This window comes from Rhodoferax aquaticus (assembly GCF_006974105.1).
GTDB lineage: Bacteria > Pseudomonadota > Gammaproteobacteria > Burkholderiales > Burkholderiaceae_C > Allorhodoferax > Allorhodoferax aquaticus_A.
In genome coordinates, this window is record NZ_CP036282.1 from 1,066,605 (window position 1) to 1,092,326 (window position 25,722).

The following is a 25,722-nucleotide window of genomic DNA, read 5'->3' on the forward strand; positions in this document are numbered from 1 at the left end:
CTGCTTGCGCAACATCCATGAGCGCAAATGGCACTTTTTGCCAGTGTTTCGCCCGGGCTACGTGCCTACACAGCCTCTGGCATGCCGCTGTGCAGCGAGCGGGTGATGGCCAGGCCAATTCGGGTGGCTTCTAGTGCGTCGGACAGTGTGAGCGTCAGCGCTTGCTCGCCACGGCAGGCGGCTACAAACGCAGACATCTCTGCGCCGAAGGCGGCTTCGAAGCGTTCGTAAAAGTCTTTGACCACACCGTGGCGCACGCCCAGCGCGTCGCTGCGGATCACGCGGTCGTTGGCGGCGTGCTCCCCAACCAAGAGCTTGCCTGCGGTGCCAATAATTTCGGTGCTGGTTTCGTGGCCGTGCGCCATGGTGCGCGACGCGTAGAACACCGCGCGTTGGCCGCCTTCAAACTCCACGATGGCCATGCCGTTGTCTACGTCGCCAAACTCGGCGAGCGCTGGGTGCAGTGCGTTGGTGCCAGTGGCAAAGGCGCGGGTGGCTTTGGGCCGGCCCAGCATCCAGCGCGCGAGGTCGATGTCGTGCACGCTGCAGTCCATAAAGATGCCGCCGGAGGTGGGCGCAAAGCGCACAAAAAAGCCTTCGGGGTCGTTTTGGTCACAGGTTTGCGAGCGCACCAAGAAGGGCCTGCCAATGTCGCCCGCCGCCACAGCGGTATGGGCATGCAAGTAGCTGGGGTCAAACCGGCGCACAAAGCCCACCATGGCCACCAGCGCCGGGTGCTTGACGGCTTCTGCCAGCACGCGTTCGCAGTCGGTCACGTTCAGGGCCAAGGGCTTTTCTACCAACACATGCTTGCCAGCTTGCAAGGCGGCAATGGTTTGGTCGGCGTGCAGCGAGGTGGGGGTAACCAGCACCACGGCGTCGATCTCGGGGTTGGCCAGCATGGCCGCGTAGTCTTCGTACACATGGGCCACACCCAGTTGCTGGGTGGCGTACTCACGTTCTTGGGTCACGGGGCTGCACGCGGCAACTAACTCGCAGTGGCGGGTTTGGTGGGCCAGAGCTTCGGCGTGGCGCTTGCCTAAGCGGCCCAAACCGGCAATGCCGACTCGTAGGTTTCTCAGCATGGTGTGCCTCAGTTGAAGGTGATGATTTGGTTGGTGGCAGCGCTCTTGGCGGCTGCGTCGGCCAGCACTTGGGCATCCACACCGTCTTGCACGGTGGTGCGGAAGGTCCCGCCCTTTTGCAGCACGGTGAAAAAGTGCTCAATCTCCAAGCGGTAGGCGGCGGCGTAGCGTTGCAAGAAGAAGGCCTCAGGGTTGTCGTGGGAGGTGCCTTGTGCGGTGGCCTGGGTTACTTCGCTGGGCTTGTGGTTGCCACACTGCAGCATGCCCTTGGAGCCAATGACTTCAAAGCGCTGGTCGTAGCCATAGGCCGCGCGGCGCGTGGTGTTGATCTGGCACAGGCGGCCCTTCACGGTTTTGATGGTGACGGCGGTGCAATCGAAGTCGCCCGCTTGGCCAATGGCGGGGTCGGTCAGGCAAGAGCCGGTGGCGCTGAGCCATGCGGCCTTGTCGCCGTCGCCACACAAGATCCAACGGAACACGTCAAAGTCGTGGATCAGCATGTCGCGGAAGATGCCGCCCGACTGCTGGATGTATTCCACCGGCGGCGCGCCGGGGTCGCGGCTGGTGATGACCAGCATTTCGGGGTTGCCAATGTCGCCGCGGTCTAAGCGGGTTTTGGCTTCGTTGAACGTGGGGTCAAAGCGGCGCTGAAAACCAATCATGCAGGCCACACCGTTTTGCGCCACCACCGCGGCGCAGGCTTGCGCGCGCTCGGCCGACAGGTCGACCGGCTTTTCGCAAAAGATGTGTTTGCCGGCTTGGGCTGCGCGGGTAATCAGGTCGCTGTGTGTGGTGGTGGGGCTGCCAATGACGACCGCGTCAATCGACTTGTCTGCAAAGATGGCTTCAATGCTGTCTACGCGGGCGCCATGCTCTTGGGCCAAGGCTGCGGCGTTGGCGGCCATAGGGTCGCTCACGGCGGTGAGTTCAATGCCGGGCATGGCGGCCAGGTTGGCGGCGTGAATGCGGCCAATGCGGCCAGCGCCAAAGAGTGCTACTTTTTTCATAGGGGGTGTCGTCTAAGTGGTGGGGTGAAATGTAGGAATCAGGCCCGGGTGGGCTTGTACTGCAGCTCTAGCCGGTAGGCCAGGGCCATAAAAAGACTTTGCGCCACCGTCATGGTGTTGGTCAGTGCGCGAAAGCCAAACACGCTGGTTTCGTTCACCAAAATACTGGCTTGCGCCACGCGGCACATGGGGCTTAAGCTGCTGTCGGTGATGCAGATGATGTGCGCGCCGCGCTCGCTGGCCTCGCGCACCACGGTTTCAGTTTCCGGCGCATAAGGCGCAAACGAGATGGCCACCATCACGTCGCCCTTGCGCAGGCCGCGCAACTGGCCGTCTTGCATATTGCCCAAGGCCGTGATGTGCTGCACGCGCTTGTCGGTGTGCTGCAGCGCATAGGCCAAGTAGGTGGTGATGGCAAAGGAGCGGCGCGAACCCATGAGCCACACGGTGTCAGCCTCAAACAGCAGGTTCACCGCTGCATCAAATGCGGGCTCTTGCAAGCTGGCTTCAAGCTCTTCCATACCGGCAATGCCTGCGCCAATCATGGCGTGCACGATGTCGCTGCTGCTCAAGTTTTGCGCGCCCGACTCAATGGCACCGCGAATGCGCGACTGGTAGTCCCGGCTGGGTGAAATCTGGCGCGCCAGGCCTTCGCGAAACAGTTTTTGCAGCTCGGAGTAGCCGCTAAAGCCAAAGTGTTTGGCAAACCGAACAATGGCCGAGGGCTGCACTTGGCACAGCTCCGCCACTTGCTGGATGGACTGAATGCCCAACTGACCACGGTGTTGCTCGACGTACTGGCCAATTTGCTTGAGCTGGCGGCTCAAACCGTCAAATTCGCGCGCAATGGCAGCGATCAAGGCTTCTTCGCTGGCGGGGGCGCTGCTGGGTTCGGTTGGGTTCATGGCTGTCTTGCGCTGGGTTTCGCGGGGGCAACACACCATTTGCGGGTGGCAAATGGCACGGATTTTCAGAACAAATTATCCGTCAAAGGATTTGCATAGAACGAATATTTATTCTAGGGTTTATCCCTATTAGAAAATCATTTCTAAAATTTAAGAAAATAGATAAACTTTGTCGCAGATGCCGGGAGTCCTTGGTGACTGCTGCCGTATCTGCTGTTTCGCAGCGAACTGTCCCTTACCTGTTAACCACTTGTTGAACTAGAAAATTGGAGACTGTATGAAAAGCCTGAACCTATCCCGCAAGTCGTTTGCTAAAACTCTGTTGGTCACCGCCTTGGTGGCTGCCAGCGGATTTGCAGCGGCGCAATCCAAGATCGCCCTGATCAGTCACGCGCCCGACTCTGACTCTTGGTGGAACACCATCAAAAACTCGGTCAAGCAAGCTGGTGAAGACTACGGCGTGCAGGTGGACTACCGCAACCCCGCCAACGGCGACTTGGCCGACATGGCGCGTTTGATTGAGCAGGCCGCAGCCCAAGGCTATGACGGCGTGATCGTGACGATTGCGGACTACAACGTGCTGCAAAGCTCCATCAAGAAGCTCACGGACAAGAAGATTCCGGTGATCACCATCAACTCCGGCACCACCGAGCAAAGCGAGAAGCTGGGCGCCATCATGCATGTGGGCCAACCTGAGTACGAGGCAGGCAAGGGCGCGGGCATGCGTGCCAAAGCTGACGGTGTGAAGTCTTTCTTGTGCGTGAACCATTACGCCACCAACCCTGCATCGTTTGAGCGTTGCCGTGGTTTTGCGGAAGCCATTGGCGCGGACTTCAAGAAGAGCACCATTGACTCTGGCGAAGACCCAACGGGCATCGAAGCCAAAGTGTCGGCTTACTTGCGTCAAAACCCCACTACCGGTGCGGTGCTGACCCTGGGGCCAACCTCGGCCCACCCCACTTTGAAAGTGCTGGAAAAAGCAGGCCTGAAGGGCAAGATGTGGATGGCGACTTTCGATTTGTCCGACGAAATTTCCAAGGGCATCAAAGACGGTTCGGTGAAGTTTGGTATTGACCAACAACCGTACTTGCAAGGCTACATCCCTGTGGCGGTGCTTGCGACCATGAAGTCCACCAAGTCCACGGATTTGGCCGCTGTGTCTGCCGCAGTAAAAGCCAACGCCAAGACGGCTGCACGCTTTGCTGAATACGGCTTGGCACCTGCTTACGGCCCACGCCACATTGGTTCTGGCCCTGGCTTTGTGACCAAGGAAAACATTGGCAAGGTTGAAAAATACGCTGGCCAATACCGTTAACGCGTAGTCCCCCAGGGTCTTAGGCACACGCGTGCCTTTGACCCTGTCTTAAGGCCTCTGAAAAGGCCCTCCATTTCCTCGTACCCCAAGCCAAAGCCAGAATGATGGACGCGACCCTTATGACCCCCCAAGCCCCCAACCCAGCACCTGCTGCACCCACGGATGACCGGGTGCGCGAGGTCAGCCCCTTGCGCAAACTGATGTCGCGCCCCGAGTTCGGCGCCTTGGCGGGAACCCTGTTGGTGATTGCCATGTTTGCGGTCAGCGCAGGCGGCTCTGGCATGTTTAGCGCCGAAGGCGTGGTGAACTGGAGCACTGTTGCCGCTTACCTGGGCGTGTTGGCCGTGGGCGCAGCGCTGCTCATGATTGCCGGTGAGTTTGATTTGTCGGTGGGCTCCATGATTGGCTTTGCCGGCATGCTCTTGGCCATACCCGCCTTGTACTGGGGCTGGCCTTTGTGGTTGGCCACCGTATTTGCGTTTGCCGTCGCATTGGCCTTGGGCTGGCTCAACGGCTGGCTGGTGGTGCGCACCGGCTTGCCGTCTTTTATTGTGACTTTGGCCTTCTTCTTTATTCTGCGTGGCCTATCCTTGGCGGTGTCCGTCATCTTCACTGGCAAAACCATTTTGAGCGGCAATGGCGACTTGGTCTTGCGTGACATGTTTGCCACCGATCCCGTGATTTCTTTCTTCTTCCATGGCTACACCCTGACGGGGGTGTTTGATGCACTGGCCCGCATGGGGGTGATTGCTGCGCGTGACGATGGCACCGCCTTGGCAACTGGTTTGCCCAAGGCCGTGGTGTGGTGGTTTGCGTTGACAGCGGCAGGCGCCTTTGTGTTGGCCCGCACCCGCATGGGCAACTGGATTCAGGCCGTGGGTGGTGATGCCAACGCGGCCAAGAATGTGGGCATACCGGTGGCGCGCGTCAAGATCAGCTTGTTTGTGTTCATGGCGTTTTGCTCCACTGTGTTCGCGGTCTTGCAAGTGGCAGACGCCGGCTCTGCAGCAGCCGACCGGGGCTTGCAAAAAGAGTTTGAAGCCATCATCGCCGCGGTGATTGGCGGCTGCTTGCTCACCGGTGGCTATGGCTCGGTGGTGGGGGCAGCGTTTGGTGCCTTGATCTTTGGCATGGTGCAAATTGGCATTGGCTACACCAGCATTGACAACAACTGGTACCGCGTGTTCTTGGGCTTGATGCTGCTGATTGCGGTGCTCTTTAACAACTACATCCGCACCCGCTTTGCCTTGGGCCGCCGCTAAACATTGACAGAGAAACAGCATGACTGACTACATTCTTCAGCTCGAAGACGTGAGCAAATACTTTGGCTCGGTGATCGCCCTGGGTGGCGTCACACTGCGCCTGCGCCGTGGCGAAGTGCACTGCCTGCTGGGTGACAACGGGGCAGGCAAGTCCACCCTGATCAAGACCTTGGCGGGTGTGCATGCCCCAGACAAAGGCCAGTACATCTTGGAAGGCAAGCCCGTGCGCTTTAACTCGCCACGCGAAGCCTTGGACCTAGGCATTGGTACCGTGTACCAAGACCTGGCGTTGGTGCCCCTGATGAGTGTGGCGCGCAACTTCTTCATGGGCCGCGAGCCGGTCAAAAAACTGTTCGGCTTTTTGCCGGTGATGGACCACCACCATGCGGCCCGAACCGCGGGCGACAAGCTGCGCGACATGGGCATTCGCATTCGCGATGCCAACCAGATGATTGGCACCATGTCGGGCGGCGAGAAGCAGTGCTTGGCCATTGCCCGCGCGATTCACTTTGGCGCCAAGGTGTTGATTCTGGACGAGCCTACCGCTGCCTTGGGGGTGAAGCAATCGGCCAATGTGCTCAAGCTCATTGCCAAGGCCCGTGCGCGGGGCATTTCGGTCATTTTCATCACCCACAATGTGAACCACGCTTACCCTATCGCAGACAGCTTCACGCTGCTCAACCGGGGTAAGTCTTTGGGCACGTATTTGAAGAAAGACGTGAGCAAGGACGAAGTCTTGGACATGATGGCCGGTGGCGAAGAGATGCAAAAACTCATGGCCGATTTAGACGGTGTAACCATTTAAGGCGCGCATGACACACTTGAAATTTCCCGCAGGGCGCGACTTTGACTTGGCGTGCTTGGGCCGCCTAGCCGTTGACCTGTACGCGCAGCAAATGGGCAGCCGCTTGGAAGACGCGCGCAGCATGGCCATGTACTTGGGCGGCAGTTCTGCCAACCTGGCATTTGGTGTGGCCCGCTTGGGGCTCAAGAGCGCCATGATTTCTCGCGTGGGCAACGAGCAAATGGGCCGGTTCTTGACCGACACCTTGAACGCCACGGGCTGCGACACCAGCCAAGTTCAAGTCGACCCCCACCGCTTAACCGCGCTGGTGCTTTTGGGTATCAAAGACCGTGACACATTTCCGCTCTTGTTTGTGCGCGAAAACTGCGCCGATATGGCCTTGGATGCACGCCTGATTGACGAGGCCTTTATCGCCCGCTGCCGCGCCCTGGCCATTACCGGTACGCACTTGTCTACCCCCGGCACCCGTGCTGCGGCCCAGGTAGCGCTGCGCCATGCGCACACCCATGGCGTGGTGCGGGTGCTGGACATTGACTACCGCCCTGTGCTGTGGGGCCTGACCCCGCGCGGTGCTGGCGAAAACCGCTACGTTCCCGACGCCGCAGTCACCCAGCAACTGCAAGAGGTGTTGCCCCAGTTTGACCTGCTGGTAGGCACCGAAGAAGAGTTCTTTATTGCCGGCGGCGTGGCTGACGATTTGATTGCCAGCTTGCAGGCCGTGCGTGCGGTGAGCAAGGCCACTTTGGTGGTGAAGCGCGGAGCCTTGGGCTGCGCGGTGATTGAGGGTGACATTCCGGCCAACATCAACGATGCCCCGACCTACCAAGGCGAGCGTGTGGAAGTGCTCAACGTGCTGGGCGCGGGCGACGCATTTTTGTCGGGCCTCATGGCCAGTTTGCTGCAAGGCAAAGACTGGGCGCAAGCCACGCAAGTGGCCAATGCCTGTGGCGCCATTGTGGTGTCGCGCCACGCGTGTTCTGCCGCGATGCCTACGCCAGCCGAGCTGGCCCATTGGTTTGGGGGCAGCCGCAACCCCAAGGTCGATGCTGACCAACAACTCAAGCATTTGCACCGCGTGACTGCCGCGCGCCCTGTGTGGAACGAGCTGTGCGTGATGGCCTTTGACCACCGCAGCCAGTTCTTTGAATTAAGCCGTGAAGCAGGCGTTTCTGATGCCCGCATCCCCGCCTTGAAAAAGCTGCTGGTGCAAGCCGCTGAACAGGTAGAAAAAAGCCACCAACTCCAAGGCCACACCGGTGTGCTGGTGGACGGTGGCGACTACGGCGCCGACGCCTTGGCCAGCGCGACCGGCCGTGGCTGGTGGGTGGGTCGTCCTGTGGAGCTGCCTGGCTCACGCCCCTTGCGCTTTGACGGCACACGCTCGATTGGCACCGCGCTCACCCAGTGGCCCACCGAGCAAGTGGTGAAATGCTTGGTGCACTACCACCCCGATGATGCGTATACCCTGCGCCTAGAGCAAGAGCAGCGTGTGCTGGAGTTGTGGGAAGCCACACGCGCCAGCGGTAACGAACTCTTGCTAGAAATCATTTGCCCCCGCGCCATGACGCCAGCGGGCACCGAAGACGCCGCCGTGCTGCGCGCAGTCAAACGCTTTTACAACCTGGGCGTGAAGCCCGAGTGGTGGAAGCTAGCGCCCTTGCAAGCACAGGGTTGGAGCGACTTGCAAGCCTTGGTGGCGGAGCGCGACCCCTACTGCCGTGGTGCGGTGATTCTGGGCTTGAACCAACCTTTGCAAGTGCTGGTGGACAGCTTTGCACTGGCGACCAACCCCATCGTCAAAGGCTTTATGGTGGGGCGCACGCTATGGGCCAGCGCGTCTTTGCGTTGGTTGAAAAACGAAATTACGGACGCTATGTTGGTGCAAGAGGTTGCTGCTAACTTTGCCGTCTTGGTAGACGCCTGGCGCAAGCGCAAGTCCTAAGCACTGCGCGCAAGTCACAACTTACACAACGATTCGGATGACAACGCAAAAACTCACCATGACCCAGGCCCTAGTGCGCCATTTGGCTGCACTGCGCGTGGAGATGAACGACGGCACCGTGCAGCCTTATTGCGGCGGGGTGTTTTCTATTTTTGGCCACGGCAATGTGGCTGGTCTGGGCGAAGCCCTGTGGGCCAGCCGCACCGACTTGCCCACCTACCGGGCGCACAACGAGCAAGCCATGGCGCATGCGGCTATTGCGTACAGCAAAGCCCAGTTTCGCCAACGCATCATGGCGGTGACCACCTCCATTGGCCCTGGCGCTACTAATTTGGTCACCGCCGCAGCGCTGGCCCATGTGAACCGCTTGCCCGTGCTGCTCTTGCCGGGCGACACCTTTACGTCGCGTGCGCCGGACCCGGTGCTGCAGCAAATCGAAGACTTTGCCCAAGGCGACCTCAGTGCGAACGATGCCTTCAGGCCCGTGACCCGCTACTTTGACCGCATCACCGATGCCCGCCAAATTTTGACGGCCTTGCCACGCGCCATTCAGGTCATGACCGACCCCGCCAACTGCGGCCCGGTGTGTTTGGCGCTGCCACAAGACGTGCAAACCCAGGCTTTGGATTGCCCTGAGAGCTTCTTGCAGCCTGAGACGATTCGCTTTCGCCGTCCGCCAGCGGATGCGTTTGAGTTGCGCCGCGCCACCGAAGCGCTGCGCGCTGCCAAGCAACCGCTCATTGTTGTGGGTGGTGGTGTTTTGTATTCGCAAGCGTGGGATGCCTTGCGTGCCTTTGCGCAGGCCCATGGCGTGCCCGTGGTGGAGTCGCAAGCGGGCAAGAGCAGCTTGGCCTGGGACCACCCGCTGAACTTGGGTGCCATTGGCGTTACCGGCTCGCCCGCAGCCAATGCCATGGCTGCCGAGGCCGATGTGGTGCTGGCCGTGGGCACGCGCCTGCAAGACTTCACTACCGGCTCGCACAGCCTGTTTGCCAAAGCCACCATCGTGGGTTTGAACGTCAACAGCATGGACGCCCACAAATGGCGCAGCCTGGCCTTGGTGGCTGACGCCCGTGTGGGCCTGGAGCAGCTGAGCAGCGCCTTAGGCGCGTGGGTAGCCGATGCTGCGTGGACCGCACGTGGCAAAGACCTGGCCTCGCGCTGGGAGGCTCGTGTCACCGCGCTCACCATTGCTACGCCAAGCGATGTGCTGCCCTACGACGCAGAGGTGATTGGCGCGGTGCGTGACTCGCTGAACGACACGGGTGGCAACAGCGGCGAGCATGACGTAGCGGTGTGCGCCGCAGGCACATTGCCTGCCGAGCTGCACAAGCTGTGGCGTGCAACCCTGCCGGGCAACTACCACATGGAGTATGGCTACTCCTGCATGGGCTACGAGATTGCGGGCGGCATGGGCGTCAAGATGGCGCGTCCCGCGCAAGAAGTCATCGTCATGGTGGGCGATGGCTCTTACATGATGATGAACTCCGAGATCGCCACCTCCGTCATGCTGGGCAAAAAGCTCATCATCGTGGTGCTGGACAACCGGGGCTATGGTTGCATTCAGCGTTTGCAACTGGCCACGGGCAATCCGCGCTTTAACAACCTGCTGGACGACTGCGTGCCTGAAGGCGGCAACCCCAGTGAGATTGACTTTGCTATGCATGCCCGCAGCATGGGCGCAGGCGGCGTGCATGTGGCCAATGTGGCGGAGCTCAAAGCCGCCATGCAAGCCGCACGCGCAGCCACCAAGACGCAGGTGATCGTGATTGACACCACACACACCCGCACCACGGAAGACGGTGGCTGCTGGTGGGAGGTCGCCATCCCAGAAGTGTCTGAGCGTGCCGAAGTGAAGGCGGCACACCTCCAATACCTGGTCGCAAAAAATGCACAGCGTGTGTAGCACCACCCCCCTATTCTTGAGAACTCAGCAGACACTGCAAAAGGAAAATTCATGACTTGGAACGTACAAATCGGCATCAACCCTATTTCTTGGTTCAACGACGACATGCCCTCACTAGGTGGCGAAACGCCTCTGGAAACCGCGCTGCGCGAAGGCAAAGAGATTGGCTACGTGGGCTTTGAGCTAGGCAACAAATTTCCCAAAGATGGCCCAGGCTTGAAGGCCAAGTTAGACGAGTACGGGCTGGCCTGCGTGTCGGGCTGGTACTCAGGCTTTTTGGCCGAATTGGAGCCAGGCCAAACGAACTCGACGGCTGTAGCCGCTGAAATCGAGCGCTGCAAAGCGCACATGAGCAAGCTGCAATACAACGGCGTGAAGGTGGTGGTCTATGGCGAATGCGCGGGCACCGTGCAAGGCCAAATGGATACACCCGTGTCCAAGCGCCCGCAGTTTGCCAACGATGCTTTGTGGCTTGCCTATGCCGAGCGCCTGAACGCCTTTGGTGAACACCTCATCAAGACCTACGGCATCAAGCTGGCGTACCACCACCACATGGGTGCCTATGTGGAGTCGCCGACGGACATCGACAAGCTGATGACGCTGACCGATCCTGCCAAGGTGTTCTTGCTGTACGACACCGGCCATGCCTACTTTGGTGGCGCAACCGACACCGTAGCTTTGCTCAAGAAACACGTCAAGCGCGTAGTCCATGTGCATTGCAAAGACGTGCGCACCCCGGTCATTGCCCAAGCCCGCAACGACGGTTGGAGCTTTTTGAGTGGTGTGCTCAATGGCACCTTTACCGTGCCTGGTGACGGCAGCATCGACTACCGCGAAGTGCTCACCACCTTGCGTGAAGCAGGCTATGAAGGTTGGCTGGTGGTGGAGGCGGAGCAAGACCCTGCTGTAGCCCCCAGCTATGCCTATGCCAGGAAGGGCTTTGAAACCCTGAACGCTTTGGTTAAGAGCCTGGCCTGAGACGGCAAATATGGTCAGCCCTTTACTAGCCAAAGCCGCCCACCAAGGGCGTGAGATTGTGAACGTGACACCCGAGCGCGCGGGCTGGACCCATGTGGGCTTTCGCGCTGTGCGCCTGCAAGCGGGCGAGTTCGAGGCGTTTGGCACCGAAGCCCGCGAGCTGTGCTTGGTAGTACTTACCGGCACGGTCGATGTGACGGTAGACGGCACCACCTACCCCGCACTGGGGCAGCGCCAAAGCGTGTTTGAAGAGGTGTCGCCCGCCGCCGTGTATGTGCCTGCAGGCAGCCAAGTGCAGGTGCGCGCCGTGTCTGCAGCGGAAGTTGCGTTGTGCACCGCGCCAGCAGGTAGCACCCCTGGCAGCGTGCGGGTGATAGACCCCGCCACCATGCGCCGCAGTGTGCGTGGCAAGGGCACCAACACCCGCTACATCTGCGACGTATTGCCCCACGACGACCCCACCGCCGCGCACTTGCTGGTGGTGGAGGTGGTAACGCCTGCCAGCCACTCCAGCAGCTACCCGCCCCACAAGCACGACATTGAGCAACCGCCGGTAGAGACCCAGCTCGAAGAAACGTATTACCACCGCCTGAACCCGCCCCAAGGCTTTGCGTTCCAGCGGGTGTACACCGACGACCGCAGCTTGGACGAGGCCTGTGCCGTGGAGAACCACGACGTGGTCATGGTGCCGCGTGGCTACCACCCGGTGGTGGCCCCCCATGGCTACGACCTGTACTACCTCAACGTGATGGCCGGGCCCAACCGCTTTTGGGTCTTCAAGAACGACCCCGCCCACGAGTGGATGCTGGCCCCCGCCAGCGTCTAGCCCCACTTATTGAAAGCCTTGCATGTCTAGCCCCCCATCCATTCCTACTTCCATTGCTCACTACATCCGTGGCCAAGTCACCCCAGGCACCAGTGGCCGCCAACAAGAGGTGTTTAACCCCGCCACCGGGCAAGTCACTGGCTCAGTCGCCTTGGCCAATGCCGCCGAAGTGGACGCAGCTGTCGCCTCAGCGCAAGCCGCGTTTCCGGCCTGGTCAGACACGCCACCCATTCGCCGTGCACGCGTCATGTTCAAGTTTTTGGAGTTGCTCAACCAGCACAAAGACGAGCTGGCGCACATGATTACCGCCGAGCACGGCAAGGTGTTCACCGATGCGCAGGGCGAGGTCTCGCGCGGTATCGACATTGTGGAATTTGCCTGCGGTATTCCTCAGCTGCTCAAAGGCGACTTCACTGACCAAGTGAGCACAGGCATCGACAACTGGACGCTGCGCCAGCCCTTGGGCGTAGTGGCAGGCATTACGCCATTCAACTTCCCGGTGATGGTGCCCATGTGGATGTTCCCCGTGGCTATTGCGGCGGGAAATACCTTTGTGCTCAAGCCCAGCCCGATTGACCCCACCCCCAGCTTGTTCATGGCCAAACTTCTCAAACAAGCGGGCTTGCCAGACGGCGTGTTTAACGTGGTGCAGGGTGACAAAGAGGCGGTGGACGCACTCTTGGTGCACCCCGATGTCAAGGCGGTGAGCTTTGTGGGCTCGACCCCCATTGCCAACACCATCTATGAAACCGGCGCTCACCACGGTAAACGCGTGCAAGCCTTGGGCGGCGCGAAGAACCACATGGTGGTCATGCCGGATGCCGACATCAACCAAGTGGTGGACGCCCTGATCGGTGCAGGCTACGGCTCGGCCGGCGAGCGCTGCATGGCCATTAGCGTGGCCGTGCTGGTGGGTGATGTGGCGGACAAAGTCATCCCTAAACTGCTGGAACGCACCAAGGCGCTCAAGGTGCTCAACGGCACCAACCTGGCTGCAGAAATGGGCCCCATCGTCACGCCCGCAGCGCATGCGCGCATCAGCGGCTATATCGACCTGGGCGTGCAAGAAGGCGCGAAGTTATTGGCCGATGGCAGAGGCTTTGACGGCACCCAAGCCGGTGAGGGCTGCGCACAAGGCTTCTGGCTGGGCGGCACCTTGTTTGACCATGTCACCACTGACATGCGCATTTACAAAGAAGAGATCTTTGGCCCGGTGCTGGCCTGCGTGCGTGTGCCTGACTTTGCCAAAGCCTTGCAAATCATCAACGACCACGAGTTCGGCAATGGTGTGGCCTGCTTCACCCGCGACGGCAACGTGGCGCGCGAATTCAGCCGTCGCGTGCAAGTGGGCATGGTGGGCATCAACGTGCCCATCCCTGTGCCCATGGCTTGGCACGGCTTTGGTGGTTGGAAGAAGAGCCTGTTTGGCGACATGCATGCGTATGGCGAAGAGGGCGTGCGCTTCTACACCAAGCAAAAATCCATCATGCAACGCTGGCCCGAAAGCATCGCCAAAGGCGCAGAGTTTGTGATGCCAACGGCGAAGTAGGGCTAGGGCTACTTCGGGCCAAGACTACGGCGTAGTCTCTTGGGTAGACAGCGCATCAGTGAGTAAGTGGCTGAGGTGGCGATCTTGACTTGCCGCTGGCTAGGCCTGCACCCAACGCACCCCTCGCAACGCTATGGGGGTGGCTTGCGGCGCTTCTGCATGGTGAACCTGCCACACGGGCGGGAAATCCAAGGTTCGCGCGGGGGTCGAAGCCTGTTGCTGAGGTCTACACGGCGACGCGCGCGCTATCCGTGTGGATGGTGCCAATGGTGGAATTCAGAGACCTACAATCAACAGCAGGGCCCTGACCTGGGATCATCTTCCCAACACTTCGTGGAAAGGTCTAGGAGCCGCATCCAATAAGCCCGTCATCAATGCCTGAAAGAAACCATGTTCGATAAATCTGGCCAGTGGATCCACCTGGAGACCTTCGACGAATTCGACAATGGTCTGTCTGATCTGATTGACCTGTGGTCGAGTACCGAGAAAACGGCGACGCAAGCCGCCAAAGAAGCGGCACTCGCGCACTTCAAAGAAGACCTAGAGGCCGCCACCCTCCAGTGGGTCGACAACCGAGCCAAGTCCAAAAAATATGCGGCCATTGCCGCAGAGCTTGCGGAGTTTGAAGAGGCTCTCAAGCTAGGTGGATAAAACCCAATAAGGCAGCCTGCGCTGCATGCCCACCTAGGCAACGGGGAGCGACCGTGGGGTTTATGCCGCCGCGAGTCGCCACAAGGACGTCACCTCGCGCGACCGCGCTTGGTGCAAGGCGTCACCAGCGTCCGCTGCCTTAGGGTGCAGTGGCTTGGCGTCGATGCGGCTGATGACCTTCAAGCCGTTGGCCTCAATGGCCGCCAAAAGCTCGTCGCGGGAGCGCAAACCCAGGTGCTCGGCCAAGTTGGACAGAATCAGCCAGCCCTCTCCCTTGGGCGCCAAGTGGGCGGTCAGACCCTTGAGAAAACCCGCCAACATTTTTCCGCCCTCGTCGTACACGGCGCGTTCAACGGGGGAGCTGGCGCGCGCTGGCAGCCAAGGCGGGTTGCAAACAATCAGCGAGGCACGTCCTTCGGGGAATAGGTCTATTTGGGCCACGGTCACTTGTGCCTCTACACCCAGCTGTTTCAGGTTTTCACGCGCGCAGTCCAACGCGCGGGGGTCTTGGTCGGTGGCAATCACTGCGGCCACACCGCGCTTGGCCAGAACGGCAGCCAACACCCCAGAGCCCGTGCCAATGTCAAATGCCAACAGCGTACTTTGCCCGGTGGGCGGCTTGGGCAAATGGGCGGTGGCCACCAGGTGGATGTACTCACCGCGCACGGGCGAAAACACGCCGTAATGCGGGTGGATGCGGTTGTTAGGGGCATCGCCCAGCGACGGAATTTCTACGCCGACCCTGCGCCATTCGTGTGCGCTGGTCACGCCCAGCAGTTCCCGCAGCGATGCCACCGAGGCCACCTCAGTAGGAGCCGCTGGCCCCCAAGCATCGGTGCAGGCGGCTTGCACATCTGGTGCGCGCCGCAGTGGCACGCTGTAGTCGGCGTTGAAGGGGATCAGCAGCATGCCCAACATACGGGCGCGCTGTGATTGGGCCAGCCGGTGCTGGTGAAACGCATCGACGATAGGCACTTCTTGCGCTGCCTTCTTGCGCTTGCGTGCAGGCACTTGGTCGGCCCGCCGCCCCAGCGCCTGCAGCAGTTGCCTGCCATTGTGAAAGTCTCCACGCCAAAGCAGCGCGGTGCCTTCACACGCCAAGCGGTAGGCCGTGTCGGCGGTGGTGGTGTCGTCTGCTAGGACCACCTTTTTAGGGGCGGGGCTGCCCCGCTCGGAGCGCCACCGTGCATGCTGTTCTTCGCCATGTTCAGTCCAGTAAATGGTGGGCATGGCGGGGCTGGAGATGTCTGCGCCGGGAGTAGGGTGGGTCATGGGGGTCGGTGCAGAGCACAAGAGGGAGAATGAACCCTTTTAACAGATTGAGGCGCTCGTGTGCTCCGCCCGTCTGGCCGTCGCTGGCTCCTTCATTTCGGTACGCACCGCAGTGCAACGCCTTCCACCCGGCCATTGCCATGAATCGCCTCCCCAAAGGTGCTGAATTTGTGATGCCTTCGGCGAAGTGGCTGCTAGGCGCCAGGCATATGCTGCCTATGCGATGGCGTAGTTTGGTTTTTGATATAAATGGTCGCTAGCGCTTACGGCGTATGCGTAACTAGCTACTGAATTGATAGTGCGGACTTTTGACTAAGCCTGCACGACGGTGGCGTGTCCCGCGGCAATTTGCCACGTGCTGTTTTCGGTACGTTGCCATATGCGTGAAAACCGCAAGTCATTCTGGAAAGGTGCACTGGCATACGTGCCAGTGACCTTGGCCCGGACCGATACATAGACAACACCACCCAGAGCCAAGACGCGTTGTTCAGAAAGCGCTATCGAGTGAAATTTCAGTGTGCCTGACTGGTGCGCTGCCAGATCTTCTTGTTTCGTGATGACAGAGCCAAAGTGGGTGGTGAACACCAAGTCTGGCGCAATGAGTGCATCCAGTGCTTGCACATCAGACGCAAGCATGGCGAGCCTCAGTTGCTCTTCGCTGTGGTTAATTTCTGTGGTGATGTTGTCCGTCATTTGGAATAGCTCCCTTTCGCTGTTGTGGTGTGCCATTCCAATGTACAGCCAATGCTTTGCCCAAGCTCCGCCCCTGCGTTGGTCCACTTGAAACATGCGCTCGTTAGACTTGCGCCTTTGTTATCTCGCACACCATGACGCCCGCCATCACACCCCCTGCCAGCTACGACTGGCGCACCATCACGGCGCTCAACATCGTCTCTGCGTTGGCGCAGGTGGGGCAGTTCGGAATTCTGTATGTGATTGTGCCGGTGTGGCTGGCGGAGCAGGGGCTCAATGCCGCGCAGCTGGGCTTCTTTGCCGCTTCCTTGTGGATGGGGCAGTTACCGGGCTTGGCGCTTGCGCCTGCGCTGTGCCGCAGCTTGGGGCCGCGCAGGGTGGTCATTGCTGGCTTGCTGTGTACCTTAGTCGCACTCTTTGGCTTGGCCGTAGGGGCCTGGCCTGTGTATTTGCTGTGCGGTGTGTTGGCTGGCTTTGGCATGGGCTTGCGCTGGATTGGTTTGGAGCCCTGGCTGTACCACATTGCCCCAGCGCATGCGCGGGGTCGCTTGGTGGGTTTTCATGAAACGCTGATTGCTGCGGCGCCCGTGGTGGCCCCTGTTATTGCTGGGCAATGGGGTGTGCAAGGTAACACGGTGCTGTGGGTGGGTGCTTCGTTCACCGTGTCTGCATTGGTACCTCTGGCGCTGGCCAGGCGTCCACCGGTGGCGGATGATGCACACACGCAGCCCAGTTGGTCCCAGAGCTTGCGCAGTGCCTATGGGTATGGCATTTTTCGTGCGGGCTTGGCCATTGCACTGTTTGGTGGCATGTTGGAATCTGCCGTGGTGGGCTTGTTCGCCATCTTTGCGCAAGACCGCAGCTTTGCGGTGGGAGAGGTAACCCAGTTGCTCACTGCCTTTGGCCTAGGGGGATTTTTACTTCAATACCCCGTGGGTTGGCTTGCCGACCATTGGGGTCTTAAAGCCACAGGCGTGGTGTGCGCGGCGGGTACAGGCCTGCTAGCTGCAGCGCTGGCCATGTTGCCAGGTAGCTTTTTGGCCTATGGCGGCATGTTTGCACTGGGTGGACTCATTACGGGTTTCTTAACCTTGGCACTTGTCGCGGCCACCAAAACGCCTACGGCCGACATGGCACGCAACGTGAGTGCCTTGTCGATGGTGTATTCCTTGAGTGCGGTCGTTGGGCCAATCGTCGCGGGTTGGGCCATGACAGCCACCCACAGCCAAGCGCTTATGTGGTTTGCAGCCTGCGTGGCGGTGTTGATGGGCTTTGTGCTGGTCTATCAGTCGCAGGGCGTGCTGGTTGTGGACGCGAACGCTTCGCAGACTAGGTAGCGCGCTGGCCTAGCCATGTTTCAGCTGTGGCCAGCCGCATTGCAAATTTCTGCGTTGCTCATTACCTCGGTGTGGGATGGCGCCTTTACGCCTCGCCAGCGACGCACAGCCTGTACTTGCGCAGGCCGAAGGCGTTGGTTGCCCCCGGCGTATTGAGCCTAAGTTCAGGTCACTGACAAGCCACCGTCGACATCCAGGACCGCACCACTCATAAATCCGTTGGTGACAGCCAGCACAACGACTTGCGCGACTTCATAAGACTCTGCAGTCCGACCCACCGGAATTCGGGCGGCAGCGCCAGCGAACATCTGCTGCTTATGCTCTTGGGGCAGGTGATCGTAAGCCTCTGTATCCGTCAGGCCTGGCGACACAAGGTTCACCCGTCGAGGCGCAAGTTCTTTGGCCAAGGTGCGGGTGGCGGATTGAAGTGCCCCGTTAACCACGGCCAAACCTAGTGTGCCAGGCAATGCCACGCGCCCGGCGGCACCGCCCAGAAACGTAATGGAGCCATTGGCCGCCATGACTGGCAATGCGGCTTGCGCAACGCCGAGATAGCCCATCAGTTTCATTTGCAGCGCCGTGACGATGGCACCCATGTTGACGGCTGAGAAGGCGCCCCATGCAATGTCGCTGCTGCCCGCCAGCACTAGGTTGTCCAGAGCACCGAGCTTATCGAAGGTCGCCGCAAACGAAGTGGGTTCTTTTAGATTCAGGACCACTCCATTGGCAAGCGAACCCAAACGGGTGACGGCCTTGTCAACAGACTCCGGGCTTAACCCTGTAATGGTTACGCGGTGCCCCAATTGCAGTAACTGCTGGGCTGTGGAAAAACCGATGCCACGCGTACCGCCCACGATCAATGTGTGTTTCATATCTGCCACCGTGGTGCTTACGCTTTTTGACCCAGCAGGCTAAAGCCGTGGGTCCAATGGTTGTTGCGAAAGCCGTAGCTGATCCACACCATGGCCAAGGGCTCCAGCAAGCGGCTGGCCGTGATGTCACCCATGTCGATCGGCGCGCGCCAGCCAAAGGCAAGTAGCAATGCACCTACGTGTGCTTTGGCCTCGGCGTCATTGCCGGCAATCAGCATGTCCGGTGTTCCATCCAGCAGCTTGGGGTGCACCATGTGGCCCGCGGTGATGATGTTGAAAGCTTTGACGACTTTGGCGGTTGGCAAGAGGCGTTGCACGAGCTCGCCTGCAGAGTCGGTATGGCCAACGGCCAGGGTTGGTGCACCGGTGGAGAAGTCCAGTGGATTGCTGGGGTCAATAACCAGTTTTCCAGCCAGGTTCTCAGCGCCAGCAGCCAAGACGCCTGCCTCTAGGCCCGACCATGGCAGTGCCAAGACCGCCACGCTGCTCGCACGTGCGGCCTCACTGAAGGACGCAGCCGTTGCCCCGGGCACGGCAGCCAAGGCCTGAACCGTTTTTTCGCCTTGCGCATCGCGGGTGCCGAAGACGACCGCATACCCCAGCTCTGCAAAGCCCTTGGCCAGCGCGATGCCGACCACGCCATTGCCGAGGATGGCCACTGTTTTAGGGTTGGTGTTTGTCATGGTGATTTCCTTTGAAGTGAAATAGATGGTGGGTGATAACGGACTGAAGTGTCAGCGTATTGATTCGCAATGTGAATAGCACTCATGTGCCGCATATTCACAACCTCATGTTTACAATGTGCCATGGATGCAACCCAACGTGTGAGAGCCATGCTGTCCTTTGTGCAGGCGGCAGACCGTGGCAGTTTTGCGGCCGCTGCGCGTGCGCTGGGCATCAGCTCAGCGGCGGTTGGCAAGAACGTGGCCGGTTTGGAAGGCGCCTTGGGCGTGAGGCTGATGAACCGCAGCACCCGCTCTTTGCAACTCACCAGTGAAGGGCAGGCGTTCTTGCAAGGTGCACGCGAGGCCATTGACGCGCTGGACGCGGCCATTGATACCGTGGCCGCGCAGCGGGCACATCCGCAAGGACGAGTTCGGGTGTCGACCAGCAATGCCTTTGGGCACCGCTACTTATTGCCTTTGCTACCGCGTTTGGCAGAAAAGTACCCCGCTATCGTGATGGAACTCGACTTTGATGACCGCAAGGTGGACATCGTGCGCGATGGCTTTGATATTGCGGTGCGAGGAGGTCAGCTGACCGACTCCAGCCTGGAGTCTCGGCACATCTGCAACCTTGTCACTGTGTTGGTTGCCGCACCTAGCTACTTGGCAAAGTTCGGCGTACCTAAACGGGTGCACGATTTAGACCACCACCGCTTGATTGCTGTGCGCTTTTTGACGGGCCAAACCTCCGCATGGACGTTTGCCGTTGCGGGTGCATTGCAAGAGCGTTTGCCTGAGCCATGCGCCCTGGTGGTGTCCGATCCTCAAGCTGCAGTTGAAGCGGCGGTAAGCGGTATGGGGATTGCGCAAATTGGTCTTCACCATGCGTGGATCCACTTGAAAGCGGGGCAGTTGAAGGTGGTGTTGGCCAAGGCGCATCACAGCGGCAGCAGGTCTATGGCCTTGCAGTATCCTCATCGTGCGTTGGTGGCTCCCCGTGTCCGAGTGACGGTAGATTTCTTGCTTCAGGAGTTGGCACACGCTGAGGCGCTGCACGCCTCACTGTCAGAGCTCCAAGCGTTTTCGGCCTAGTCGGAGCTCACCGTGCCGCTGCCTTGTGAAGTAATGCGATGACGGAAAATTGGCGCACATCACACGAGTCGGCAGGCTTGGCGTTTCGCTTTTTGGCAATGTGCACTTATTTCTAATGAAAAACTCTGTTCCATTGACTCATTGCCCTTGGCTTCGCTTGAGTGGCCTTTTCCTTTTTGTGTGTGGGTTGGCAGCATGTAGCACGTCTGGACGGAACGTAGATGCTCCGCAAGCTTTGCTGGTGGGCTCGCAGCACTACCAAACCAAAACGCCGTACGCACCTCTGCAAGACCTAGCCAGTTACGAAGAGCCACCGGTGGGCTTCCGCCCTGTTTACACGCAGCTGGTGGCGCGGCATGGCTCGCGTGGCTTATCAAGCATGAAGTCTGACTTGGCCATCTACAACCTGTGGAGACAAGCGCAGGCAGATGGGGCGCTGACCCCTTTGGGTGAGCGCTTGGGGCCTGATGTGCTGCAGTTGATGAAGGCTAACTTTTTGTTGGGCTATGGCGTTGAAGGCATCAGCAACCCTGGCTACGGCAACGAAAGCTTGGTAGGCATAAGTGAACACAAAAAATTGGCCCAACGCATGCTGCAGCGCCTGCCTGGATTGTGGGACGAGGTGGCCAAAGATGCGCCGGCGCGTGAGCTGGTGGTGGTGACCTCGGGCGTGGACCGTGCGGTGGACAGCGGCAACTATTTTGTGCAGGGGCTGGTCACAGGGCTGCCAGCGCTCAACCCCTTGATTCGAAAACCTGCCGCCCCGGGCCCTTACCCGGAAGGTGGTTCGGTCGTAGCGCAGCCTGAGGGTACCAACCGATTTTTGCTCTACTTTCACAAGCTGGTGAAAGGGGCCGATGCAGTCACCAACCCCGCCAACCCCCTGGCCCGAACATACGCTGCAAGCCAAGCCTACCAACGCTACAAAAACAGCGATCCAGAGCTGCAGGAAAAACAAGCCACGCTATTGGCCACAGATGCCGCCAATCATGCAGGGCGTGCGGTGTTGGAGCGTTTGTTTACCAAAGCGTTCATCGAAAGGCTCGCGTCGGGCCAGTACCGCTTTTCCAACAGCGGCACCATGGCTTTTGTGAGCGAGGATGGGAAGTTCTTGCCCCGTCTGACGGGTGACGGCAAAGCCACCATTGAGAGTTTGGCAGACGCGGGGACCATGTTGTATGAGCTGTACGCCATCGCCCCGGGTCTACGCGAAGAGGCCAAGCTTGATTTCTCGGTATACATGCCGCTCGCTCAAGCGAGGGTGTTTGCAGAGCTCAACGATGCCGCCGATTTCTACGACAAAGGCCCAGGCATGACAGAGAAGGGGGATGTGAGCTACAAAATGGCGCAGATACTGGTGGACGATTTGTTTGCCGAGGTGGACGCTATTGCGGATGGCCAGTTCAAGCACGCGGCCAAACTGCGGTTTGCGCATGCAGAGATCATGATTCCTTTAGCGGCACATATGGGGTTACCGCGTGCCGGGCAGCAGCTTGGGCAGGCGTACGTGTTTAGCTATGCCAGTAACCCATGGCGCGGTGCAGAGGTCTCACCGATGGCCGCGAATATGCAATGGGACGTGTACCGCAATGGCGATAACCGGCTGTTGGTCAAGCTGCTGTACAACGAAAAAGAGACGGACTTCAAAGCCAGTTGCAGCAGCGCCAAGCTCAGTGCCACTAGCTACTTTTACGACTACGCCAAACTCAAGGCCTGTTACTACCCGTAGCTACGGTGCGATACTGCGCCACTATGAAGTGGCACAGTGTGTACTGGGTTGTAGTAACTTGCATGGTGAGCGCATGCTCGTCGGGCACGAACTTCTCGCAGCACCCGGGCTTTGCCAGTTACTACGAACAACACCCACGGCGAACCACGGTCGCCGATGCCCAAGAACGCTTGCTGCTAGAGCGCCACAAGCCGCATGTGTGGTTGCCCGCCGGTCATGCAGGGCCTATTGACTTTTATGGAGACTACATCGCCCATGGCACCCTGGTCTCGGGTGACGGCAAGGTCCAGGTTCAAGCGCCCAGTCAAGACGTTCTGAACCGCTTCAAAGCCGACCCCTTGGCGGTTTTTTCACACAGGCCCAACTCCTCTGCCCAAACTGCAGGTGCCAAGGTCTTTGCCCGTGTGGACATTGCAGATGTGGCGCTGGGCGTGGGACCGCCCCGTCGGTTTAAATTTTTGAGCTACCACTTGGTGTTTCGCCATTCAGGCTTGGTGGCCGGTTTGGCATGGTGGCAGGCTTGGGCTTTGCAGTGCATGGGGGATGTGGACGATTGGCACCAGTTAGACCACTACACGGCCGCCACCGTGGTGTTGAATGAGTCAGAGCGGCCCGTGGCGTTGATGCTGCAGCAGCACAACGGTGTGCGTACCTATGTTTTGGGAGAAGGGGTGAATGGGCAAAGTGTCCAGGTGGCTAGCGATGGACGTTTGGAGTTAGATGTTGCCGTGCGGTCAAATGAGCTGTATCCCCACCGTACTGGACGCACCATCCGGAGGGCTGTGGGGTTTGTGAGTTCACAGACCTTGCCCTACCTGATGGAGTTGGCACCTGCGTCGGGCATGGCATCGGCGGACGTGAGCGACCCCGCGCACGAGGCCACTTACGCACTGGCTTACTTAGCGCCTAGCGACGCGTTCTACAGCTTTGCGGGTTATCTTGGGGAGCGCCGAGTGCTACCCGGTCGCGACGGCCCGCCGGGGGCTGACTACAACGCATTCCCCAGCTTTAAGCCTTTGGGCACACAGCTGGTGGCCAGCTATTGGCGTGAGGGAAATGCAGACGACTTGGCTCGCCTACTGCCCGTATTGGCGCATGACAGCCCTGTTGTCTCAGCTATCCAAGCGCAAGCGGCCGAACTTGGGGCCACACTGCGCAAGCTAGGGCATTAGCGCACGCGTGTGTAAGCAGACAGCCACTCATGGTGGCTTGGGCCCATCAGGGTGCAGCGAGGTAAGTGCCCGACTTGCCGCCGTGTTTTTCCAAGAGCTTGACGTCAGTCATCACCATGCCTTTGTCCACGGCTTTGCACATGTCATAAATGGTGAGTAGGGTGATTTGTACTGCGGTCAGCGCTTCCATCTCCACGCCTGTGCCTCCGGTGGTCTCTGCAATGGCCAAGCATTGAATGGCAGGGCCCGTAGTGGCCGTTGCCGGTACCGGCTCAAACTCAATAGCCACCCGTGTGAGCATGATGGGGTGGCACAGGGGAATCAAGTCACTCGTCTTCTTGGCGGCCATGATTCCGGCTACGCGGGCCACGCCCAGCACATCGCCTTTGGCAGCTTGTGCGTTTTGGATCAACTCTAGGGTGCTTTGCTTCATCTGGATGCGTCCACCCGCCACGGCCTTGCGGTGGGTGGGCAGTTTTGCCGAGATGTTGACCATATGGGCGTCGCCCTTGGTGTCAAAGTGGGTCAGTGCGGAGCTGTTGTTCGGGGTGTTGCTCATGGAGAAATCCTTGTCTACCTAAAGGTTGCGAGGGTCGCACTTGGACGCCAGGTGCGACCTATGCCTCAAGTGTAGGTAAGGACGGTGTGCCGGAATTCAAGCTGCAGGTGGCTGGGGCGCCTGTAGGCGGCGCAGTTGCCGCCCACTGTGCCAACGCCCGTAAAAGGTGTTGACCAACAGGCCCAGCAGAATCAAGCCAATGCCCAGGCTTTGGCCCACGGTGGTGGTGGTGCCAAAAATGAGCCAAGCAAAGAGCAAAGCAAAAATGGGAACCAGCAAGGCCACGGGGGCGACTTCAGCGCTGCTGTAACGCGCCATGAGGGTGTTCCACACCCAGTAGCCAAACACGGTGGTGGGGTAAACCTGAAACGCGAGGGACGCCAGCGCCACGCCGCCAAATTGTTGCGGCAAGTCGGTAAACACCGCGCTGCCACCACTGGCGTATGCCAAGCCGAACAGGGGCAGCGGCGCAAACAGGCAAGACCATGCCAAAAAAGCCAGCACATTGGAGGCTTGGATTCCAGAGCGCTTGACCACGATGTTGGCCACACTCAAGGCCAAGGCCGCGCACAGCACCAAGGCAATACCTGTCGCGGAGGTGTTGCCGCCTGTGGCTGCAAGCACCACCCCAAATCCGGCCAGAGCAATGCCCGCTCCTAGCCTTTGCCCTCGGGTCCAGGCGTCCCCCAGCCACAGCATGCCCATCCAAGGCGTGATGAAGGCGCTGGACTGCAGCAACCACGCTGCGAGCCCTGGCGTCAAGCCCGCGCGCACGCTCAGCGTGACTAGGCCCCAGGTGCCCACGCCAAAGGCGAGCCCGTAGAGCACCAGCCAGCGCCAAGCCACGGACCGGCGTGGCAGCCACAGGATGAGGGGCAGCGCCGTGAGGGTGAAGCGCAAGCCAGCCAACACAAACGGGTCCACATGGGCCACGCCGAGTTTGATGAAGGAGAAGTTGAGTCCCCAAATCGCCGCAACGGCGATAGCAAGGCAAAGGTCTTTGGTTTTCATGGGGGTAGCGCATCTGGGTTGAAACAGTTGCGTATTCTTTATCGTGCAAATAGCAATGAAAAACGAATACTTAACACAGTTAATATGTGCAAATTGCACAGTCAAACCAGTTGCAACTGCGTGAGGCGCTTCACATTCTTTGCACTTGAACGCCGCAACACTGTGCACAACACCTTCATAGACACACGCCATGACACCAAAGACCTTGCCTTCCTTGGCCGCACTCCAGTCGTTTGAAGCAGCGGCGCGTTTGGGGAGCTTTACCAAAGCGGCGGTGGAACGCAAGCTGACGCACAGTGCGATCAGCCGCAACATCCAATCGGTGGAGCACTGGTGCGGCGAAACCTTGTTTGACCGCAAGGGCCCTAAGGTGTTGCTGTCCGCGAGCGGGCAACGTTTGCGCCAGCGTCTGAGCGAGCCCTTGCAAGCGCTGCACGCGGCCTTGGAGCTTGAGGAGGTGGCCGCTGCCAAGCAGCCGCTCAAGGTGCTGATGCTGTCGTCCATCGCCTGCACATGGCTTGTGCCGCTGCTACCGGCTTTTGCGCGTGCTTGCCCTCAGGTCCAACTATCGGTGGAAACCGGCTATGAGATAGTGAGCCTGCCGCCCTTGCAGCCTGCGGTGGCCATTCGCTTTGGGCACTTTGCCCGCGCAGGCTTGCGTTGCCAGCGCCTGTGGTTTGACCGTTTGGTGGCTGTGGCCAGCCCTGACTGGGTGGTGCAGCATGGTTCCCACGCTGCGCAGTGGCCCGCACACCAGCTGCTGCGCCACAGCCACGAGCCGTGGCCTGCGCGGCTAACCGTGGAGGGTCTTGGCACCGCGCCAGTGCGCCTGACTGTGGCGGATGGTTTTGAATTCAACGACGCCTTGCTCTTGGCACAAGCTGCCTTGATGGGCTGCGGCGTAGCGTGGGTGCGGGAATCGCTGGTTCAGGGCTTTGTCTCCGAGGGGCGCTTACAGGTGTTGGCGCGCAGTGAGCAGGTGTCCGACAAAGCGGTATGGTTGGTCTGCCGCGAAGACACGGCGGACTTGGGTGCGGTGCGCGCTTTTTTTGCCTGGGCCACCCGCCTGTCATAGGTTTGGGGCGTGAC

General features: G+C 59.8%; 23 protein-coding genes. 14 read left to right on the forward strand and 9 right to left on the reverse strand.

Annotation, left to right across the window (positions count from 1 at the left end; translation table 11 throughout):
• Window positions 1–65: 65 nt before the first annotated feature.
• Genes EXZ61_RS05070 through EXZ61_RS05080 form a run of 3 tightly spaced genes read right to left on the reverse strand, consistent with a single transcriptional unit; the run spans window position 66 to window position 2,997 of the window.
• Window positions 66–1,085 (reverse strand): Gfo/Idh/MocA family oxidoreductase, encoded by a 1,020-nt coding sequence (locus tag EXZ61_RS05070; protein ID WP_142809640.1) that lies wholly within the window; start codon window positions 1,083–1,085, stop codon window positions 66–68.
• 8 nt (window positions 1,086–1,093) lie between these two features.
• Window positions 1,094–2,092, reverse strand: a complete 999-nt coding sequence (gene iolG / locus EXZ61_RS05075; RefSeq protein ID WP_142809642.1) for an inositol 2-dehydrogenase — start codon at window positions 2,090–2,092, stop codon at window positions 1,094–1,096.
• Between the two features lie 38 nt (window positions 2,093–2,130).
• Window positions 2,131–2,997 carry a MurR/RpiR family transcriptional regulator gene (locus EXZ61_RS05080; protein ID WP_142809644.1) on the reverse strand — a complete coding sequence of 289 codons (867 nt, stop codon included), beginning with the start codon at window positions 2,995–2,997 and terminating at the stop codon, window positions 2,131–2,133.
• Between the two features lie 277 nt (window positions 2,998–3,274).
• On the opposite strand from EXZ61_RS05080, the gene EXZ61_RS05085 reads away from it, so the two are divergent.
• The 9 genes from EXZ61_RS05085 to EXZ61_RS05125 all read left to right on the forward strand — a co-directional run bounded on the left by EXZ61_RS05085 (window position 3,275) and on the right by EXZ61_RS05125 (window position 14,231).
• A complete protein-coding gene (locus EXZ61_RS05085; protein WP_142809646.1) occupies window positions 3,275–4,312 on the forward strand; it encodes a sugar ABC transporter substrate-binding protein in 1,038 nt (345 codons plus the stop codon).
• 119 nt (window positions 4,313–4,431) lie between these two features.
• Complete coding sequence (locus EXZ61_RS05090) at window positions 4,432–5,574, forward strand: ABC transporter permease (protein ID WP_142809648.1); 1,143 nt, start codon at window positions 4,432–4,434, stop codon at window positions 5,572–5,574.
• A 19-nt stretch (window positions 5,575–5,593) separates the two neighbouring features.
• Window positions 5,594–6,379: an ATP-binding cassette domain-containing protein gene (locus tag EXZ61_RS05095; protein ID WP_142809650.1), complete on the forward strand. Its 786-nt coding sequence runs from the start codon at window positions 5,594–5,596 to the stop codon at window positions 6,377–6,379.
• A gap of 7 nt (window positions 6,380–6,386) precedes the next feature.
• Window positions 6,387–8,321 carry a bifunctional 5-dehydro-2-deoxygluconokinase/5-dehydro-2-deoxyphosphogluconate aldolase gene (locus EXZ61_RS05100; protein ID WP_142809652.1) on the forward strand — a complete coding sequence of 645 codons (1,935 nt, stop codon included), beginning with the start codon at window positions 6,387–6,389 and terminating at the stop codon, window positions 8,319–8,321.
• Between the two features lie 37 nt (window positions 8,322–8,358).
• Window positions 8,359–10,227 carry a 3D-(3,5/4)-trihydroxycyclohexane-1,2-dione acylhydrolase (decyclizing) gene (gene iolD, locus EXZ61_RS05105; protein ID WP_142809654.1) on the forward strand — a complete coding sequence of 623 codons (1,869 nt, stop codon included), beginning with the start codon at window positions 8,359–8,361 and terminating at the stop codon, window positions 10,225–10,227.
• A 51-nt stretch (window positions 10,228–10,278) separates the two neighbouring features.
• Window positions 10,279–11,205, forward strand: a complete 927-nt coding sequence (iolE, locus tag EXZ61_RS05110; RefSeq protein WP_142809656.1) for a myo-inosose-2 dehydratase — start codon at window positions 10,279–10,281, stop codon at window positions 11,203–11,205.
• A gap of 10 nt (window positions 11,206–11,215) precedes the next feature.
• The gene (gene iolB / locus EXZ61_RS05115) at window positions 11,216–12,031 is read left to right on the forward strand and encodes a 5-deoxy-glucuronate isomerase (protein ID WP_142809658.1); all 816 of its coding nucleotides are present in this window, start codon (window positions 11,216–11,218) and stop codon (window positions 12,029–12,031) included.
• 22 nt (window positions 12,032–12,053) lie between these two features.
• Entirely contained in the window at window positions 12,054–13,580 is a 1,527-nt protein-coding gene (locus EXZ61_RS05120; protein WP_142809661.1) for a CoA-acylating methylmalonate-semialdehyde dehydrogenase, read from the forward strand.
• 390 nt (window positions 13,581–13,970) lie between these two features.
• A complete protein-coding gene (locus EXZ61_RS05125) occupies window positions 13,971–14,231 on the forward strand; it encodes a hypothetical protein (RefSeq protein ID WP_142809663.1) in 261 nt (86 codons plus the stop codon).
• A gap of 60 nt (window positions 14,232–14,291) precedes the next feature.
• On the opposite strand, the gene EXZ61_RS05130 is transcribed toward EXZ61_RS05125, so the two are convergent.
• Window positions 14,292–15,503 (reverse strand): methyltransferase, encoded by a 1,212-nt coding sequence (locus EXZ61_RS05130; RefSeq protein WP_178084835.1) that lies wholly within the window; start codon window positions 15,501–15,503, stop codon window positions 14,292–14,294.
• A gap of 312 nt (window positions 15,504–15,815) precedes the next feature.
• The gene (locus EXZ61_RS05135; protein ID WP_142809665.1) at window positions 15,816–16,196 is read right to left on the reverse strand and encodes a nuclear transport factor 2 family protein; all 381 of its coding nucleotides are present in this window, start codon (window positions 16,194–16,196) and stop codon (window positions 15,816–15,818) included.
• 134 nt (window positions 16,197–16,330) lie between these two features.
• Here EXZ61_RS05135 and EXZ61_RS05140 point away from each other — a divergent pair, with 134 nt between their 5' ends.
• Window positions 16,331–17,533 carry an MFS transporter gene (locus EXZ61_RS05140; protein WP_142809668.1) on the forward strand — a complete coding sequence of 401 codons (1,203 nt, stop codon included), beginning with the start codon at window positions 16,331–16,333 and terminating at the stop codon, window positions 17,531–17,533.
• A gap of 164 nt (window positions 17,534–17,697) precedes the next feature.
• Here the strand turns inward: EXZ61_RS05140 and EXZ61_RS05145 are convergent, their stop codons facing one another.
• Both EXZ61_RS05145 and EXZ61_RS05150 read right to left on the reverse strand, forming a co-directional pair.
• Window positions 17,698–18,405 carry an SDR family oxidoreductase gene (locus tag EXZ61_RS05145; protein ID WP_142809669.1) on the reverse strand — a complete coding sequence of 236 codons (708 nt, stop codon included), beginning with the start codon at window positions 18,403–18,405 and terminating at the stop codon, window positions 17,698–17,700.
• A gap of 17 nt (window positions 18,406–18,422) precedes the next feature.
• Window positions 18,423–19,088 carry an NADPH-dependent F420 reductase gene (locus EXZ61_RS05150; protein WP_142809671.1) on the reverse strand — a complete coding sequence of 222 codons (666 nt, stop codon included), beginning with the start codon at window positions 19,086–19,088 and terminating at the stop codon, window positions 18,423–18,425.
• A gap of 123 nt (window positions 19,089–19,211) precedes the next feature.
• Between EXZ61_RS05150 and EXZ61_RS05155 the strand changes: the two genes are divergently transcribed.
• The 3 genes from EXZ61_RS05155 (at window position 19,212) to EXZ61_RS05165 (ending at window position 23,063) form a co-directional block, all read left to right on the forward strand.
• Window positions 19,212–20,162: a LysR family transcriptional regulator gene (locus EXZ61_RS05155; RefSeq protein ID WP_142809673.1), complete on the forward strand. Its 951-nt coding sequence runs from the start codon at window positions 19,212–19,214 to the stop codon at window positions 20,160–20,162.
• Window positions 20,163–20,277: 115 nt separating this feature from the next.
• Window positions 20,278–21,891 carry a histidine-type phosphatase gene (locus EXZ61_RS05160; RefSeq protein WP_142809676.1) on the forward strand — a complete coding sequence of 538 codons (1,614 nt, stop codon included), beginning with the start codon at window positions 20,278–20,280 and terminating at the stop codon, window positions 21,889–21,891.
• Window positions 21,892–21,914: 23 nt separating this feature from the next.
• Window positions 21,915–23,063, forward strand: a complete 1,149-nt coding sequence (locus tag EXZ61_RS05165; protein ID WP_142809678.1) for a hypothetical protein — start codon at window positions 21,915–21,917, stop codon at window positions 23,061–23,063.
• Window positions 23,064–23,109: 46 nt separating this feature from the next.
• Here the strand turns inward: EXZ61_RS05165 and moaC are convergent, their stop codons facing one another.
• A complete protein-coding gene (gene moaC, locus EXZ61_RS05170) occupies window positions 23,110–23,622 on the reverse strand; it encodes a cyclic pyranopterin monophosphate synthase MoaC (RefSeq protein ID WP_142809679.1) in 513 nt (170 codons plus the stop codon).
• Window positions 23,623–23,718: 96 nt separating this feature from the next.
• Entirely contained in the window at window positions 23,719–24,633 is a 915-nt protein-coding gene (locus EXZ61_RS05175) for an EamA family transporter (RefSeq protein ID WP_142809681.1), read from the reverse strand.
• 190 nt (window positions 24,634–24,823) lie between these two features.
• Here EXZ61_RS05175 and EXZ61_RS05180 point away from each other — a divergent pair, with 190 nt between their 5' ends.
• The gene (locus EXZ61_RS05180; protein WP_142809683.1) at window positions 24,824–25,708 is read left to right on the forward strand and encodes a LysR substrate-binding domain-containing protein; all 885 of its coding nucleotides are present in this window, start codon (window positions 24,824–24,826) and stop codon (window positions 25,706–25,708) included.
• Window positions 25,709–25,722: the final 14 nt, after the last annotated feature.

Coding starts and splice junctions, on each gene's coding strand:
- EXZ61_RS05080 (WP_142809644.1), bottom strand. CDS start 2,997: ATGAACCCAACCGAACCCAGCAGCGCCCCCGCCAGCGAAGAAGCCTTG.
- EXZ61_RS05100 (WP_142809652.1), top strand. CDS start 6,387: ATGACACACTTGAAATTTCCCGCAGGGCGCGACTTTGACTTGGCGTGC.
- moaC (WP_142809679.1), bottom strand. CDS start 23,622: ATGAGCAACACCCCGAACAACAGCTCCGCACTGACCCACTTTGACACC.
- EXZ61_RS05150 (WP_142809671.1), bottom strand. CDS start 19,088: ATGACAAACACCAACCCTAAAACAGTGGCCATCCTCGGCAATGGCGTG.
- iolG (WP_142809642.1), bottom strand. CDS start 2,092: ATGAAAAAAGTAGCACTCTTTGGCGCTGGCCGCATTGGCCGCATTCAC.
- EXZ61_RS05130 (WP_178084835.1), bottom strand. CDS start 15,503: ATGACCCACCCTACTCCCGGCGCAGACATCTCCAGCCCCGCCATGCCC.
- EXZ61_RS05070 (WP_142809640.1), bottom strand. CDS start 1,085: ATGCTGAGAAACCTACGAGTCGGCATTGCCGGTTTGGGCCGCTTAGGC.
- iolB (WP_142809658.1), top strand. CDS start 11,216: ATGGTCAGCCCTTTACTAGCCAAAGCCGCCCACCAAGGGCGTGAGATT.
- EXZ61_RS05090 (WP_142809648.1), top strand. CDS start 4,432: ATGACCCCCCAAGCCCCCAACCCAGCACCTGCTGCACCCACGGATGAC.
- EXZ61_RS05095 (WP_142809650.1), top strand. CDS start 5,594: ATGACTGACTACATTCTTCAGCTCGAAGACGTGAGCAAATACTTTGGC.
- EXZ61_RS05140 (WP_142809668.1), top strand. CDS start 16,331: ATGACGCCCGCCATCACACCCCCTGCCAGCTACGACTGGCGCACCATC.
- EXZ61_RS05165 (WP_142809678.1), top strand. CDS start 21,915: ATGAAGTGGCACAGTGTGTACTGGGTTGTAGTAACTTGCATGGTGAGC.
- EXZ61_RS05180 (WP_142809683.1), top strand. CDS start 24,824: ATGACACCAAAGACCTTGCCTTCCTTGGCCGCACTCCAGTCGTTTGAA.
- EXZ61_RS05155 (WP_142809673.1), top strand. CDS start 19,212: ATGGATGCAACCCAACGTGTGAGAGCCATGCTGTCCTTTGTGCAGGCG.
- EXZ61_RS05120 (WP_142809661.1), top strand. CDS start 12,054: ATGTCTAGCCCCCCATCCATTCCTACTTCCATTGCTCACTACATCCGT.
- EXZ61_RS05125 (WP_142809663.1), top strand. CDS start 13,971: ATGTTCGATAAATCTGGCCAGTGGATCCACCTGGAGACCTTCGACGAA.
- EXZ61_RS05135 (WP_142809665.1), bottom strand. CDS start 16,196: ATGACGGACAACATCACCACAGAAATTAACCACAGCGAAGAGCAACTG.
- EXZ61_RS05175 (WP_142809681.1), bottom strand. CDS start 24,633: ATGAAAACCAAAGACCTTTGCCTTGCTATCGCCGTTGCGGCGATTTGG.
- iolE (WP_142809656.1), top strand. CDS start 10,279: ATGACTTGGAACGTACAAATCGGCATCAACCCTATTTCTTGGTTCAAC.
- EXZ61_RS05145 (WP_142809669.1), bottom strand. CDS start 18,405: ATGAAACACACATTGATCGTGGGCGGTACGCGTGGCATCGGTTTTTCC.
- iolD (WP_142809654.1), top strand. CDS start 8,359: ATGACAACGCAAAAACTCACCATGACCCAGGCCCTAGTGCGCCATTTG.
- EXZ61_RS05085 (WP_142809646.1), top strand. CDS start 3,275: ATGAAAAGCCTGAACCTATCCCGCAAGTCGTTTGCTAAAACTCTGTTG.
- EXZ61_RS05160 (WP_142809676.1), top strand. CDS start 20,278: ATGAAAAACTCTGTTCCATTGACTCATTGCCCTTGGCTTCGCTTGAGT.